Source organism: Coprobacter sp. (assembly GCF_982436375.1).
The window spans coordinates 1-16,605 of record NZ_CEWDCG010000047.1 but is presented as its reverse complement, the minus strand read 5'-3'; the positions used below and the strand labels follow the sequence as shown (position 1 = coordinate 16,605).

The following is a 16,605-nucleotide window of genomic DNA, read 5'->3' as shown; positions in this document are numbered from 1 at the left end:
ACTTATATTAAAACAAAATGATTTTAATAATGAAAAAAGTGGATCAAATTAATATTGAAAGAGGTCTGTATGATACTTCTTATGAGCATGATGCTTGCGGTGTCGGGATGTTGGTAAATATTCATGGTGGCAAATCTCATGATTTGGTCGATTCGGCTCTTAAGGTTTTAGAGAATATGAGACATAGAGGAGCTGAAGGTGCTGATAATAAGACAGGGGATGGTGCAGGAATTTTGCTTCAGATTCCTCATGAGTTTATTTTGTTACAGGGAATTCCAGTTCCGGAAAAAGGGAAATATGGTACTGGGCTAATATTCCTTCCTAAAGATGTAAAATTGCAGGACATGATATTGAGTATCATGATTGACGAGATAGAGCGGGAGGGATTGACATTGATGCATTTGAGAAAAGTTCCGGTAAATTCGTCTATATTAGGTCGTGAGGCTTTAGCAACAGAACCTGATGTGCGTCAAGTGTTTATTACAGGGTGTAATAATCAGCAAGAGTTGGAGAAAAAGTTATATCTCATTCGTAAGCGGATTGAAAAGAAAATACGTTTGTCGGATGACACGATACAAAAGGATTTTTATATCGTGTCGCTTTCTTCCCGAAGTATTATTTATAAAGGTATGCTTTCCTCTTTACAGTTAAGGTATTATTATACCGATCTTACTAATCACTATTTCACGAGCGGCTTGGCGTTGGTACATTCTCGTTTCAGTACCAATACTTTCCCGACATGGAGTTTGGCTCAACCGTTCAGATTATTGGCTCATAATGGCGAGATCAATACAATACGGGGAAACCGGGCTTGGATGGATGCTCGGGAGAGTGTTTTGGAATCTCCCGCATTAGATAATATAGGAGACATTCGTCCTATCATACAGCCGGGTATGAGTGACAGTGCCTCATTGGACAATGTATTAGAATTTTTAGTGATGTCGGGATTGAGCCTTCCGCATGCAATGGCTATTCTTGTACCGGAAAGTTTCAATGAAAAAAATCCTATATCCGAAGATCTCAAGGCTTTTTATGAGTACCATAGCATTCTTATGGAACCGTGGGATGGTCCGGCTGCGCTTTTATTCTCGGACGGACGTTATGCCGGTGGAATGCTTGATCGGAATGGACTACGTCCGGCTCGTTATCTTATTACTAAAAATGATATGATGGTGGTAGCTTCGGAGGTCGGCGTTATGGATTTTGAGGCGAACGAGATAAAAGAAAAGGGGCGGTTACAGCCCGGTAAAATATTATTGGTCGATACCGAAGAGGGGAAAATATATTATGATGGGGAGTTAAAAAAACAATTGGCAGAGGCTTTCCCTTATCGAACATGGTTGGCAGCTAACCGGGTTGAACTTGATGAGTTGAAATCCGGGCGTAAAGTTGAACATCGTGTGACCGACTATGACCGTATGTTACGAGCATTTGGTTATACACGAGAGGATATAGAGCGTGTTATCATACCAATGAGTGTGAATGGTGCAGAGCCTGTATCTTCGATGGGAAATGATACCCCTCTGGCAATATTGTCTTCTCGTCCGCAATTATTATATAATTATTTTCGTCAACAATTTGCACAAGTAACTAACCCTCCGATCGATCCTATAAGAGAGGAGCTGGTCATGAGCCTGACAGAGTATATCGGAGCTGTCGGTAACAATATTCTTGTTCCGAGCGAATCTCACTGCAAAATGGTAAAACTCAATTATCCCATATTGAGCAATACTCAGTTGGATATCCTGTGTAATATTCGTTACAAAGGTTTCAATACGATAAAGTTACCTATGCTTTATGAGGTAGCTGAAGGAAAGAACGGTATGCGTGATGCTCTTGATCATTTGTGCAAGAGTGCCGAACAAGCAGTCGATGATGGAGTAAATTATATTGTATTGAGTGACAAGAATGTTGATAGAGTACATGCGCCTATACCTTCATTATTAGCTCTTTCTGCAGTACATCATCATTTGATTTCTGTACAGAAGCGTGTTCAGACGGCATTGATTGTCGAGACCGGAGAAATGAGAGAAGTTATGCATGCTGCTTTATTATTGGGATATGGAGCAAGTGCCATTAATCCTTATATGGCTTTTGCCGTGTTGGATGAATTGGTTCGGAAACAAGAAATCCAGTTAAATTACGAAACGGCAGAAAAAAATTATGTAAAAGCTATATGTAAAGGCCTTTTCAAAGTAATGAGCAAGATGGGCATTTCTACGATCCGAAGTTACAGAGGAGCTAAAATATTCGAAGCAGTCGGTTTATCTGCCGAGTTGAGTAAGAGTTATTTCGGCTCTACGGCAACACCGATAGGAGGTATTCGTTTAGATGAGATCGCTTCTGATGTGGCAGCGTTTCATTGGAATGCTTTTGGTGGAGATGTAGGTGCTTTTCTGCCGAATAGGGGAGTTTATTCATATCGTAAAGACGGAGAAAAGCATGCATGGAATCCGGAAACGATATCTGCTTTGCAGTTAGCTACACGTTTAGGCAGTTATAAGAAATTTAAAGAATATACACATAGTGTCGATGAAAAGAGTGATCCTGTATTTTTACGCGATTTTCTAACGTTTAAAAAGAATCCTATTCCTATCGAAGATGTAGAACCCGTTTCGCATATTATGAAGCGTTTTGTTACAGGAGCAATGAGTTTCGGGTCTATCAGTAAAGAAGCTCATGAGACAATAGCTTTGGCAATGAATAAAATTGGCGGACGTAGTAATACTGGAGAAGGAGGAGAAGATCCCGTTCGTTTCGTTCCTTTGGAAAACGGACTTTCCATGCGTTCGGCAATAAAACAGGTCGCTTCCGGACGTTTCGGTGTTACGACAGAATATTTGGTGAATGCCGATGAAATACAAATAAAAGTGGCACAAGGGGCTAAACCCGGAGAAGGCGGACAACTGCCTGGTTATAAAGTGAACGAAGTCATTGCAAAGACGCGTCATTCCATTCCCGGTATTTCCCTTATTTCTCCGCCACCGCATCATGATATTTATTCGATTGAGGATTTGGCTCAGCTTATATTCGACCTGAAAAATGTGAACCCCAAAGCGGAAATAAGCGTCAAGTTAGTTTCTGAGAGCGGAGTCGGAACAATTGCTGCCGGAGTTGCTAAAGCCAAGGCCGATCGAATTATCATTTCAGGTGCTGAAGGAGGAACGGGAGCTAGTCCTGCCAGTTCTATCAGATATGCCGGTATGCCTCCTGAGATCGGGTTAAGTGAGACTCAGCAAACACTCGTATTGAACGGACTTCGCGGACAGGTGAGGTTACAAACCGACGGACAATTGAAAACCGGAAGGGATATTGTCTTGATGGCTCTTCTTGGGGCAGAAGAGTTTGGCTTTGCAACTTCAGCTTTGATTGTTCTCGGGTGTGTTATGATGCGCAAGTGTCACATGAATACATGTCCGGTAGGAGTTGCTACACAAGATAAAGAGTTACGCAAACGTTTTCACGGTCGTCATGAATATTTGGTGAATTTCTTTACGTTCCTTGCAGAAGAAGTTCGGGAATATCTTGCAGAAATGGGATTTACAAGTTTAGATGAAATTATCGGACGTGCCGATTTGTTGGAAAGAAAGGATATACGTAGTAACCCAAAGTATGACCTGCTCGATTTTTCACGGTTGACTTATTTCCCTGAACAAGCTGCAATGACGGCAATTCGGCAGATAAAAAGTCAAGATCATCGTATCGATCATGTAAAGGATAGAGAGATAATTCAACAAGCTGCAGCGGCAATCGAATCTCGGAAAGAAATATCTTTAGATTATACGATTGCCAATACCGATCGTTCTGTAGGAGCTATGTTGTCGGGACACATTGTTTCTTTATATGGAAGAGAAGGTTTGCCTGAACATACGTTGAACGTAAAATTCAAAGGTTCTGCAGGACAAAGTTTCGGCGCTTTTTTGGTAAATGGAGTTCATTTCAAACTCGAAGGTGAAGCGAATGACTATCTTGGGAAAGGATTGAGTGGAGGACGCATCAGCCTGATGCCTCCAATACGTTCTACATTTATCGCTGAAGAGAATACGATTGCAGGAAATACATTACTCTATGGCGCTACATCGGGAGAGGTGTTTATAAATGGACGTGTCGGAGAACGTTTTGCTGTTCGCAATTCAGGAGCAATAGCGGTTGTTGAAGGGGTAGGCGACCACTGTTGTGAGTATATGACCGGAGGAAGAGTTGTGGTTTTAGGTGTTACCGGACGGAATTTCGCTGCCGGAATGAGTGGCGGAGTTGCTTATGTTTGGAATAAAAATAATGATTTCGATTATTTCTGCAATATGGAGATGGTAGAGCTATCTTTGATTGAAGAAAGCTGCTATCGGAAAGAGCTACACGAACTGATCCGTATGCATTATTATTATACGGGGAGTAAATTAGCAAAAGTTATGCTTGACGAGTGGGATAAGTATGCAGATCAATTTATTCAGGTTGTTCCTATTGAATATAAAAAAGTCTTGCAGGAAGAGCAGATGCGTAAATTGCAGCAGAAGATTGCTGACATGCAAATTGATACTCTTTCAATATCTTAATTTTTAGTTGTTTATTAGATGAATTGTTAAAAAATAGATATAATGGGAAATCCGAAAGCATTTCTTACTATACACCGGCAAGAAGCCGGATATCGTCCGGTACATGATCGTATCGAAGATTTTAGTGAAGTGGAACAAACATTAAATAGCGCTGATCGGAAAAATCAGGCATCTCGTTGCATGGATTGCGGTGTGCCGTTTTGCCATTGGGCTTGTCCTGTCGGGAATAAACAACCTGAATGGCAAGACTTGCTTTATAGGGGAAAATGGCGGGAGGCCTATATGATATTGGCGGAAACTTGCGATTTCCCGGAATTTACAGGACGCATCTGTCCCGCATTATGTGAAAAAAGCTGTGTGTTGAAATTAAGTGCGGATGAGCCTGTCACGATCCGGGAAAACGAGGCCGCTATTATGGAGGCCGCTTTTAGGGAAGGATATGTAAAACCCGTATCTCTGAAGCGTAACGGAAAAAAAGTCGCTGTGGTCGGTTCTGGTCCAGCAGGTCTTACTGTTGCGAATCGTTTGAATCATAAAGGGTATGAAGTTACCGTGTATGAAAAACATGAGCTGCCTGGAGGTCTGCTTCGTTTCGGTATTCCGAACTTTAAATTAAGTAAGGTTGTAATAGATCGCCGTATTCGCCTTATGAGAGAAGAAGGAATCAATTTTGTCTTGAATACAGAAATCGGAAAAGATATTCCGGCAAAAGATTTGGTTGAAAAGTATGATGCCGTGTGTATAGCAATCGGTGCGGAAGTCCCGAGAGATTTGCCGATTGAGGGACGAGATATGAAAGGTATATATTTTGCGTTAGAATTGCTCGGACAACAAAATCGAGTGTTAGAAGGTATTATTCCGCAATCTGAAGATTTGATTTCGGCTAAAGGAAAAAAAGTTTTGGTCATAGGGGGTGGAGACACTGGTTCGGATTGTGTCGGAACATGCAATCGTCATGGAGCTGCGAAAATAACGCAGATAGAAATTATGCCGAAACCTCCGGTACATGATAATCCGCAAACACCTTGGCCTATGTATCCTATGGTGTTGAAAACAAGTAGTTCGCATGAAGAAGGCTGTGAACGGCGTTGGTTGTTGAATGCTATCAGATTTATCGGTGAAAAGAATAGGCTAAAGGCCGTAGAGGTAGAAGAAGTGACTTGGAAACGAGATGAAAATGGCCGTATGCAGATGCTTCCGACAGGTAAAAAAGAGGTCATTGATGCCGATTTGGTATTTTTGGCAATGGGCTTTGTACACCCTGCATTGGAGGGAATTGTTTCCGAGTTGGGGCTTACTGTGGATGCTCGGAAAAATATAGCTGTCGATTCTTTACAAAAAAGCAATGTAGATAAGGTCTTTGCTTGTGGCGATGCGACTACGGGGGCAAGTTTGGTAGTAAAAGCGATGGCTGCCGGAAAGAAGACAGCTGAAGCCATAGACCGATATTTAAAATAACCAAATAACGATAAATGATATGTGTGGGATAGTAGCAGTATTAGATATAGCTTCAGGAGATGTAACGAAATTACGTTCTCAAGTTTTGAAAATGTCCGACAAGTTGCGGCATCGTGGTCCGGATTGGTCCGGTATTTATACCGGAGAGAAAGCGATTCTTGCGCATGAAAGGCTTTCGATCGTAGATCCTCAGTCAGGAGGACAACCGCTTAAGAGTAAAGACGGAAAAATCATTTTGACGGTGAATGGTGAAATTTACAATCATTTGGCGATTCGTGAACAGTTAAAAGGTGAGTATGAATTTCAGACGGGTTCCGATTGTGAGGTGATACTTGCTTTGTATCGGAAAAAAGGAATTCATTTTCTTGAGGATCTGAACGGGATATTTGCCTTTGTGTTATATGATGAGGAAAAAGATGAATATCTGGTTGCCCGTGATCCGATAGGGGTTATCCCTCTCTATATAGGTACAGATAATGCCGGACATATTATGGTAGCTTCAGAGTTGAAAGCTTTGGAAGGGTATGCCGTTCATTATGAACCCTTTTTACCGGGGCATTATTATTATAGTAAAGAGAAAAAACAAGTGCGTTGGTATGTTCGCGATTGGATGGAGTATGATGCTGTAAAAGACAACCCGGTCGATATATCTGATTTAAAGAGGTCTTTAGAAGCTGCTGTACAACGGCAGTTGATGAGTGATGTCCCTTACGGAGTTTTATTGTCCGGAGGCTTGGATTCTTCGATAATCTCAGCTATTGCGAAAAAATATGCGGCAAAACGGATAGAGAATGATAGTAAGACAGATGCATGGTGGCCACAACTGCACTCTTTCGCTGTAGGTTTGAAAGGAGCTCCGGATCTGAAGGCCGCTAAAAAAGTCGCGGACTATATCGGGACGGTTCACCATGAAATCAATTATACGGTGCAAGAAGGATTAGATGCTATACGGAATGTTATTTATTATATCGAAACTTATGATGTGACTACGGTAAGAGCTTCGACACCGATGTATCTTTTAGCTCGAGTTATCAAGTCAATGGGGATTAAGATGGTATTGTCCGGAGAAGGGGCGGACGAAGTATTCGGGGGGTATCTCTATTTCCATAAAGCACCGGATGCAAAAGCGTTTCACGAAGAAACTGTACGAAAAATCGGTAAATTGTATTTATATGATTGTTTGCGCGCTAATAAATCCTTATCGGCTTGGGGAGTTGAGGGGCGTGTGCCTTTCCTTGATAAAGAGTTTCTTGATGTTGCCATGAGATTAAATCCCGAAGCTAAAATGTCACCGGGAAAAGTTATTGAAAAGAAAATCTTACGGGAAGCCTTTTCCGATATGTTGCCGGATGAGGTTGTATGGAGGCAGAAAGAACAATTCTCGGATGGCGTCGGATATAGTTGGATCGATTCGTTAAAACAGTTGACGTCAGATTTAGTTTCGGATGAAGAAATGGCTCGTGCAGCCGAAAGATTTCCCGAACAAACCCCTATGAATAAAGAAGAATACTATTATCGTTCGGTATTCGAAGAACTGTTCCCGAGCAGGAGTGCGGCGTTGACAGTTCCGTCTGTTCCATCTGTCGCTTGTAGTACGGCTGAAGCGTTGGCTTGGGACGAGGCATTTAGAAATTTGAACGATCCTTCAGGTCGTGCGGTAAAAGGAGTTCATGCCGATAGTTATTGAGCTCTTTCAATATTTATAGTTGGATTGTATCAAGAGACTGTTTCGTTTTGAAATAGTCTCTTGTATTTATTTTTATTATTCAAATAGATGATCGGTATTATATCCCATTTTGTAATGATCGGTTTTACTTTTATCCCTCAAAATAACTTCTATTTCATTATTACAGTTTTCAGATCATTGTGAAATAAATCGTATTCGGTTTTTGTTATCTTTCTTTTTGTCGATAAAACTATTAAAGAATGTCCTTCAAATTCTTTTCTGTATGCCGGGTGAATATGATGGTAATCATTGGTGAAGAATCCGCATTTTTGATAAAATCTTAATCGTGCAGTAGAAATCTTGTCTGTGATGGGATCGATTTCCAGTATGATGATTTTGGAATGTTCCCCAATAAACTTGTTTAAAAGGTTGCTGCCTATACCGTTCCCTCTTAATGATTGGTTCACGGCAAAATGTTCGATGTATATGTAGGCAGGAAATTCCCAGTAAGAAATGAAGCCGATAAATTTGTTTCCTTCGGCGTAAGCAATTAGATGGTATTGAGGATGTAAAAAAGCAATCTTTTGTTGTTCTTCAGTTCTCTGTTCGAAAATTGGAAAACTGCTTGAATATAAGCTCTTAAATTCAGAATAGGATACGTGAGACTGGTTATTTATGATGATACTTTTCATTAGAAACGAAAGACAACGGTTGTTATTTCAGGTTGAACATATAGGACAATGCAACGGAAATAGTCTGATTAGATGATGCCGAGAAATAATCGACTTTACGATTTTTGAAAAAGTCTCCTAACCCGAAATAGTATCGCCCTTCGAGGATGAAACTGTTTTTCTTGGCTTTGATCTCGATTCCAGCTCCTCCGCAAATGCCGTAATCAAATTTATGTGCAATGGGCATGTTGTATTGTGTAGATTCCCATGTTTGAGAAAGTTGTGGAAGTTCTTTCAAATTGAAACTGCTTATTTCTTTATCCGATATAAGAAAACCTACTTGCGGTCCTAAGTTTACAAATCCGCGAAAAACTCTGTTTCCAAAAAAGATATGAGTCATGAATGGCAGTTCGATATAATTTAGTTTTCGGCTATAACTATAATCACCTTCATCGCTGAAATTTTCTTTCCACCCATGCTGAGTAAAATTTAATTCGACAATAAAACCGAAGTATTTTTCTTCAATATATCGTGCGGATATTCCTCCCATATAGCCCATTTCATAATTTTGTCTCACACTCGGACGGAGAGTTACTCGAGAAAAAGTAGTTCCGAATTTCGCACCGACAGCAAATTCACGTTTGTAATTCCTTTGTGCCGAAATCGTAGCGATACAGAAAAGCAAAATACAACTGCTTATGATGATCTTTTTCATGCTTTTATCTTATTACCCGTTTCTCAATAATATATGAAGGCTTAAAGTAGACGAAATAGAAACTTTTGTTTATAAATCCGCTCCAATTATTGATTCTTTGGAATTTAAAGTCGGTTTGTATACTTGAAGACTCCACTTGGTTAAGATGGTTTTCAAAATTTTTTCCGTATTGTTTTAATACACTCAAAAAATACATACCCGTATCAAATCCTAATAATCCGTATTTGGGGTTGGCATTGATCATATCTTTGTTATACCAGAAATAAAATTTCTTTTGGAATTCTTTCCAGTCATAATCTGTCGGATTTGTGTAAAATCGAGTAAATATAACCGTATTTAGTTTATGAAAATTATTCAGATACTCTTTTGTATATGTTTGCCATTCGGGATATCCGAACAATGTAATAGAAAGATCGGCACGATCATCTTTCAATTTGGTCAAAGGTGCAATGATTTTGCCGACAGAGTTCTTTGTAGAGGAATTGCTGATAACGAGAATATCGGAGTTTTCTGGTAATGTACTGCTCAGGATTGAAAGGTCAGGATCTGAAGCAATATGAAGATCTTTGAATTGGATATTTTTATGTCGTAATTCTGCTTTTACCGAGTTGATGAAATCTTTCTTTTCATCCGCATTGTTATCGTCAAGTAAAAATATGACTTGCTTGTTTCCGAATTGACGTACCAATTCGGTTGCAGCCTCAGCATATAGATAGGAGTGCGGTATATTTGTTTGTAAAACATGGGCGTTGTGGTTTGCTTCGTCATTTTTCAGAGAAAATGCATTTACCATGTTGATCTCGTTTTTGAGTGCAAATTCTGCTGTTTTCTGTATCAGGTTATTATCGGCAGGGCCGATAATCAAATCAATCGATTTCATTTCGGGTTTTGACAGGATATTGTCGAGGGTAGAACTTTTCCCTTCTGTGTCATAAGCATATACATTAATAGATGTTCCCCGTTTTTTCAAGCTGTCCACAGCCAAAAGAAATCCCTGATAATATTCAAGATAAAGAGCCGATCTGGCATCTTCTTTTTGGGAAAGCATAAAAGGAAGTAAGACGGCAACGTTGATTTTTCCGTCTTTTTCTATTGAATAAAGGTCATTGTATATTTGATTAATATCTTCGTGAGTTAAGGCTTGAGAAATATCGGTCGGAGATTCTTTTACTGGAATATTTATCGTATCGTTTTTTTTGATCTCTCCGATTCCCGGATTACAAGCCCTGATATCGTCTATTGTAATGTCGAATTGTTGAGCGATACTGTACAAAGTCTCTTTTTTCTTTACTGTGTATAAAAAAGTTTTAGGACCATTGTTTTTTTGAACCCTTTCATTATTTTGTTCAGGGATAATTCGTATAACTTTCCCGATTGAGAAGTTCGAAGGTGATAGCCCGGGATTTTGTTTTAATACGGATTCTACGGAAATGCCATATTTTCGGGAAACGGAAAATAATGTCTCTTTAGGAGCAATCGTGTGGAAAATATATTGGTTTCGAGTATTATTGGATATTGAAGAATCGGACGATGTATTCGAGTTAATTTGAGGAATCTTTAATTTTGTTCCTATTTGTATTCCCTTTTCCGATCCCGGGTTTAAAGCTACTATGGAGTCTGTACTGATATGGTACATGCGGGATATTGCATATAGCGTTTCTCCTGCAGATACGGTATGAACGAAATATGGCGATTCTGTTTCTTGAATAGCAACTTTTACACCTTTAATCGGAATCAGTAATTCTTGCCCGCTTTTTAATCCGTATTTAGCCGACGGATTGAATTGTATGATTTCCTCTTTAGAGACATCGAATTTTTTGCAAATAGAATAAAATCCTTCTGCACGATTTACTTTATATAAGTAAAACCCTTTACCGTCTATCGATTTTTGCGGGAAATTATCGGCATGCAATGATAAATATCCGATAAAAAAAATGAAAAGTAAGAAAGATATTTTTTTTAGAATCATGCGATCAGCTTATTTGTTTTTATTGTTATCCGTATGTGATATATGAAAAACAAAGGTATAAAATTTTCCTTGTTGTGGCAATGTCTTAGAAAAACTTCATGATTATGAGAGTCTGTTTAAGTTTTGTTCAGATATTTTTGACAGCTATTTTGAGGATATTTTTTTGATTCCATCTATTGTGACATGCAAAAATAGAATAATGAACTTAAAGAGGCAGAGAGACCCTTTTTCCGGAAAATTTGAACAGGCTTGTAAAATCCTTTTTTGATTTTTTATTTATTTCTTTCTTTGAAATGCCGTATCTTTGACGATTAACTATTATGGAGAGTTGGAGATGAAAAGATTCTGTATTTTATCGTTATATATATTCTTCGTATCTCTTTTATATGCGCAAACTGTAGAAGTTGACGGAGCTTATCGTTGGACAGGAGTAAATAAATCGGAGACAGGGTTAGATTATGTTTTTGTAATCCCTTCATCGTCACAGGCTACGATTCGGTTTAATTCTACATCGGGATCACCTGTCAAGTGGTATAGATTTGATCGTACGGGGATAAATAATAAAACTCCTATTTCTAACGGAAATTCTTTGACGTATTCATCTGCAGAGAAAGATTATGGGTATGTCATCGAACAAGGAGATGCTTCTATTTATCTTTGGTTATCGACTTATAAAGAAGTATCTTCTTTGTATGCGGATGAGGAGTACGCTAATCAGTGTGAAGATGTTCGTTTGGCCGGAACGGGTCTTGATATTGCCTATTATACAGTCAATGGGAAATGGAAGGGAGTAAATCGTGCAGTCGCTTATAAAACTTGGAAATGGGATGACACATTGAAAGATTTGAAAATGGTAGAAGATACGGTACAAGGTCTTATTTCAAAGAGTGGGGAAACCGTCAGTTTGTATGCTCCAGCACCGTATGAAAAAACGCTGTTTACAGTGATCGATTCTATTCCGTATAAAGGTTGGAACGGTGCTATAAAAACGTTTTCGACATCTGATGAATATGAACCTCGGGCAATTTTAATGAAAGCTGTAGTTTCTCAACAATTAAGAGATGCAAAAAATGAATGGAATACAGCTCCGGAAGATGGATCTTTCGGTGGTTCAGCTCCTGTAGAAATGGAATTTAAAGCTTATGTAAGCGGAGATAATTATTATGCATGGGAGTTTATGCAGGAGAATCCGAGTGAGGTGGATGATCCTATTGTAGATGCTATATATCCGGATAAAATATTGCGATACACGTTCAAGGACGAGGGAACGACTTATGTCCGGCTTAAAGCGACCAATTCATATTGCAGCAGAGATACCTCTTTTACTATAACGGTAGGCGAGTCTCGCCTTGAAGCTCCGAATATTTTTTCTCCCGGAACAAGTCCCGGTGTGAATGACGAGTGGAAAGTCGCCTATAAATCGATAGTTCAGTTTAAGTGTTGGATATTTAATCGATGGGGAGTTGAAATTTTCCGTTTTAGTGACCCGGCACAAGGTTGGGATGGAAAGTATAAAGGGAAATTAGTCCCACCCGGAGTTTACTATTATATTATAGAAGCAAAAGGAGCTGATAACCAGAATTATAAATTAAAAGGGAATATAAATATTTTAAGACCTCGTAATTAGAGTCTGTTTCTTTCCTCATCGAAAAATTTAAATAGGTTTTTAGAACCGGGTATATTGGGTAAAAAAATGAAAAAAAAGTATATTTACATGTCGATAGTTGCGATTATGCCACTATTGACGATATTATCAATCGTTTCTTTTAAAACTCCGCAAAAAGATCTGCTTACATCATCTCTTATCGTTAATATTATACCGGATTTTCCTGCAAAAGTAGAGTGGGGAGGCGAGAGAGTTGATTTAGACAGATTCGATATGAGAGAACGGTATGATCGGGAGCTGACAAGTTTTTGTTATATGCATTCGAATACGCTCTTGATTTTAAAACGGGCTAATCGTTATTTCCCCCTTATCGAACCAATTCTTAAAAAGAACGATATTCCTGAAGATTTCATTTATTTAGCAGCTATTGAGAGTTATTTAAATCCTCGTGCAGTTTCTCCTGCAAAAGCTGCGGGACTGTGGCAACTGTTACCTTCTACAGCAAAAGAAGCAGGACTCGAGGTGAACGATTATGTCGATGAACGGTTTAATATCGAAAAGTCGACAGAGGCGGCTTGTCGTTATCTGAAATCGGCTTATGCCAAATATGGTAGTTGGACTACTGTTGCGGCCTCTTATAATGCAGGAATGGGGAGAATTTCGAAAGAACTGGTGAAGCAACAACACGATTCTTCATTTGATCTTTGGTTAAATGAAGAAACCTCCAGATACGTTTTTCGGGCGTTGGTATTGAAAGAAATTCTCAAAGACCCGTATCGTTTTGGATTTGCTGTAAGAAAACATCAGCTGTATCATCCGGTACGTGTACAAGAAATAATGGTAAATACGCCGATTGAGGATCTTGCTACATTTGCAAAAAATCATGGTATTACCTATGCTCAATTAAAAGAATTTAATTCATGGTTGAGAGATCGCAGCCTTCCGAATAAAAACGGGAAAACATATAAAATACTGATTCCGGAAAAGAAAGATCTATATTATAGTACACGTCAGATACCGGTATATAATAAAAAATGGACAATAGACTGATATTATCAGGCTATTTAATTTGCTGATTTTAAATGATTTGTAGTAAAAAATGATAAAGAAAGACGATAAAATAGAAGTGCTCGGGGCTCGGGTACACAATCTTAAGAATATAGATGTTGAAATACCTCGTAACAGTTTTACTATCATTACCGGATTAAGCGGAAGTGGGAAATCTTCATTGGCATTTGATACTATATTTGCCGAAGGCCAACGTCGTTATATTGAGACGTTTTCGGCTTATGCCCGTAATTTTTTGGGGAATATGGAACGCCCGGATGTCGATAAAATAACCGGATTGAGTCCGGTGATATCCATAGAACAGAAAACAACGAATAAAAATCCTCGCTCTACGGTAGGAACAACAACGGAGATCTATGATTTTTTAAGGCTTTTATACGCTCGGGCAGGAGAGGCTTACTCTTATATCTCAGGAGAAAAGATGGTCAAATATACCGAAGAGCAGATTTTAGCTTTGATTCTTGATAGATATAAAGGACAGAAAACTTATGTTTTAGCGCCATTGGTGAGAAATCGTAAAGGTCATTATAAAGAACTTTTTGAACAGGTTCGTAAAAAAGGATATTTGACAGTTCGTGTCGACGGAGAATTACGCGAAATTTTACGCGGAATGAAGCTGGATCGTTATAAAAACCATAGTGTAGAGCTGGTGGTAGATAAATTGATCGTTTCGGAAAAAGACGAACGACGCCTGAAAGAAAGCGTACAAACCGCCATGAAACAGGGCGATGGATTGATAATGATTTTGGATGCGGAGACTGGAGAGGTACGTCATTATAGCCGTATGTTGATGGATCCGAAAACCGGTCTTTCGTATAGTGAACCAGCTCCGCATAATTTTTCATTTAATTCTCCGCAAGGTGCATGTCCCAGATGCAAAGGATTGGGGTATGTCAATGTTATAGATAAAAGCAAGATAATTCCTGACCCGAATCAGTCGATATATCAAGGAGGGATTGTTCCGTTAGGAAAATATAAAAATACCCTTTTATTCTGGCAGATAGAGGCTATTTGCGATAAGTATGGAGTTACACTGAAGACCCCTCTGAAAGATGTTCCGGAGGAGGCTTTGGATGATATCCTGAACGGAACGGATGAACGGTTGAATATCAAAAACCAATCACTGGGAAATTCTAATTATTTTCTCACCTTCGATGGTCTGATAAAGTATATCGAGATGCAACAGCAGAATGAGGCTACAGCTCAGGCTCAGAAATGGGCCGGCCAGTTTGTAAAAACAGTTATTTGTCCTCAATGTAACGGTCACAGGTTAAATGAGGAGGCTTTGCATTATCGTATTCAAGGAAAAAATATTGCTGAATTGGCGGAGATGGATATTTCTGAGCTTTCTTGTTGGTTAGACGGGATAGAAATGCAAATGTCCTCAAAGCAGGCTGCGATTGCGAAAGAAATTTTAAAAGAAATACGCTCCAGACTGCATTTTTTGGTAGATGTCGGATTGGAGTATCTGAATTTGAATCGAGCTTCGGCAACTCTTTCCGGAGGAGAAAGCCAACGCATACGTTTGGCTACACAAATAGGGTCTCAGTTGGTCAATGTCCTTTATATTTTGGACGAACCGAGTATCGGATTACATCAGAGAGATAATACTCGTTTGATACGTTCGTTGAAACAGCTTCGGGATGCCGGAAATTCTATTATCGTTGTTGAACATGATAAGGAAATGATGCTGGAGGCAGATTATGTCATAGATATGGGACCCAGAGCCGGCCGTCTTGGCGGGGAAGTGGTTTTTGCAGGAACTCCGAAAGAAATGTTGAAGACAAAAACGTTGACGGCGGCATATCTGAATGGTAATATGGAAATCCCGATACCCAAAACGAGGAGAAAAGGGAATGGAAAATCTATCGTTTTACAAGGTGCGACAGGAAATAACCTGAAAAATCTGACCGTTGAATTTCCATTAGGAAAATTTATTTGTGTAACGGGAGTTTCCGGTAGTGGAAAATCGAGTTTGATTAATGGCACATTGCAACCGATAATTAGTCATCTTTTTTATCGGGCACAACGAGAACCTCTTCCTTATGTGAATATAGAAGGGTTAGAATATATTGATAAAATCGTAAACGTTGATCAGTCACCATTAGGCCGTACGCCTCGTTCGAATCCGGCAACTTATACGGGGGTGTTTTCTGATATACGGAATGTTTTTGTTGATCTTCCGGAAGCCAAAATACGAGGATATAAACCGGGGAGATTTTCTTTTAATGTTGTCGGAGGACGATGCGAAGTGTGTGGAGGAAACGGTTATAAGACTATTGAGATGAATTTTTTACCGGATGTATTAGTCCCTTGTGAGGAATGTCATGGAAAACGATATAATAGAGAAACGTTAGAAGTCCGTTTCAAAGGAAAATCTATTGCAGACGTTCTTGATATGACGATTAATCAGGCCGTTGAATTTTTTGAAAATATCCCGGCAATTTTAAATAAAATAAAAGTCCTCCAAGATGTCGGGTTAGGCTATATTAAATTAGGGCAACCGTCCACTACGTTATCGGGTGGAGAGAGTCAGCGTGTGAAGTTAGCTACCGAATTATCTAAAAAAGATACAGGAAAAACTCTTTATGTATTGGACGAACCGACCACAGGTTTACATTTTGAAGATATTCGAGTTTTGTTGAATGTCCTCAATCGTTTAGTAGATAAAGGAAATACGGTTTTGGTAATAGAACATAATTTGGATGTTATAAAGTCTGCCGATTACATTATAGATATGGGACCTGAAGGTGGACAAGGAGGAGGACAAGTTCTTGCTACCGGTACACCGGAAGAAATATGTAAAACGGAAGATACTTATACAACGCAATATTTAAGAAAGGAACTTAATTTGTAATATACATAACGTTGTTTTGTTATTGGCTTTGTGAGGTAGAAA

Annotated in this window: 9 protein-coding genes; 6 read left to right on the top strand and 3 right to left on the bottom strand. The window is 39.2% G+C overall.

Annotation, left to right across the window (positions count from 1 at the left end; genetic code table 11):
* Positions 1-29 precede the first annotated feature (29 nt).
* Genes gltB through asnB form a run of 3 tightly spaced genes read left to right on the top strand, consistent with a single transcriptional unit; the run spans position 30 to position 7,698 of the window.
* Positions 30-4,553, top strand: coding sequence for a glutamate synthase large subunit (gene gltB / locus AC1WHX_RS04480; protein ID WP_481228898.1), 4,524 nt, complete (start codon positions 30-32; stop codon positions 4,551-4,553).
* Positions 4,554-4,595: 42 nt separating this feature from the next.
* Positions 4,596-6,011, top strand: coding sequence for a glutamate synthase subunit beta (locus AC1WHX_RS04475; RefSeq protein ID WP_022601230.1), 1,416 nt, complete (start codon positions 4,596-4,598; stop codon positions 6,009-6,011).
* A gap of 19 nt (positions 6,012-6,030) precedes the next feature.
* Entirely contained in the window at positions 6,031-7,698 is a 1,668-nt protein-coding gene (asnB, locus tag AC1WHX_RS04470) for an asparagine synthase B (protein WP_303116496.1), read from the top strand.
* Positions 7,699-7,847: 149 nt separating this feature from the next.
* On the opposite strand, the gene AC1WHX_RS04465 is transcribed toward asnB, so the two are convergent.
* The 3 genes from AC1WHX_RS04465 to AC1WHX_RS04455 are packed head-to-tail and all read right to left on the bottom strand — an operon-like array spanning position 7,848 to position 11,032.
* Positions 7,848-8,369 (bottom strand): GNAT family N-acetyltransferase, encoded by a 522-nt coding sequence (locus AC1WHX_RS04465; protein ID WP_009319430.1) that lies wholly within the window; start codon positions 8,367-8,369, stop codon positions 7,848-7,850.
* 22 nt (positions 8,370-8,391) lie between these two features.
* On the bottom strand, positions 8,392-9,063 hold the full coding sequence (locus AC1WHX_RS04460) for a porin family protein (protein ID WP_481228896.1): 672 nt from the start codon (positions 9,061-9,063) through the stop codon (positions 8,392-8,394).
* 4 nt (positions 9,064-9,067) lie between these two features.
* Entirely contained in the window at positions 9,068-11,032 is a 1,965-nt protein-coding gene (locus tag AC1WHX_RS04455) for a LysM peptidoglycan-binding domain-containing protein (RefSeq protein ID WP_122337256.1), read from the bottom strand.
* Positions 11,033-11,366: 334 nt separating this feature from the next.
* On the opposite strand from AC1WHX_RS04455, the gene AC1WHX_RS04450 reads away from it, so the two are divergent.
* The 3 genes from AC1WHX_RS04450 to uvrA all read left to right on the top strand — a co-directional run bounded on the left by AC1WHX_RS04450 (position 11,367) and on the right by uvrA (position 16,563).
* Positions 11,367-12,659, top strand: coding sequence for a T9SS type B sorting domain-containing protein (locus AC1WHX_RS04450; RefSeq protein ID WP_122337257.1), 1,293 nt, complete (start codon positions 11,367-11,369; stop codon positions 12,657-12,659).
* A gap of 66 nt (positions 12,660-12,725) precedes the next feature.
* A complete protein-coding gene (locus AC1WHX_RS04445; protein ID WP_303116493.1) occupies positions 12,726-13,688 on the top strand; it encodes a lytic transglycosylase domain-containing protein in 963 nt (320 codons plus the stop codon).
* Between the two features lie 49 nt (positions 13,689-13,737).
* Positions 13,738-16,563 (top strand): excinuclease ABC subunit UvrA, encoded by a 2,826-nt coding sequence (gene uvrA, locus AC1WHX_RS04440; protein WP_122337258.1) that lies wholly within the window; start codon positions 13,738-13,740, stop codon positions 16,561-16,563.
* Positions 16,564-16,605 lie beyond the last annotated feature (42 nt).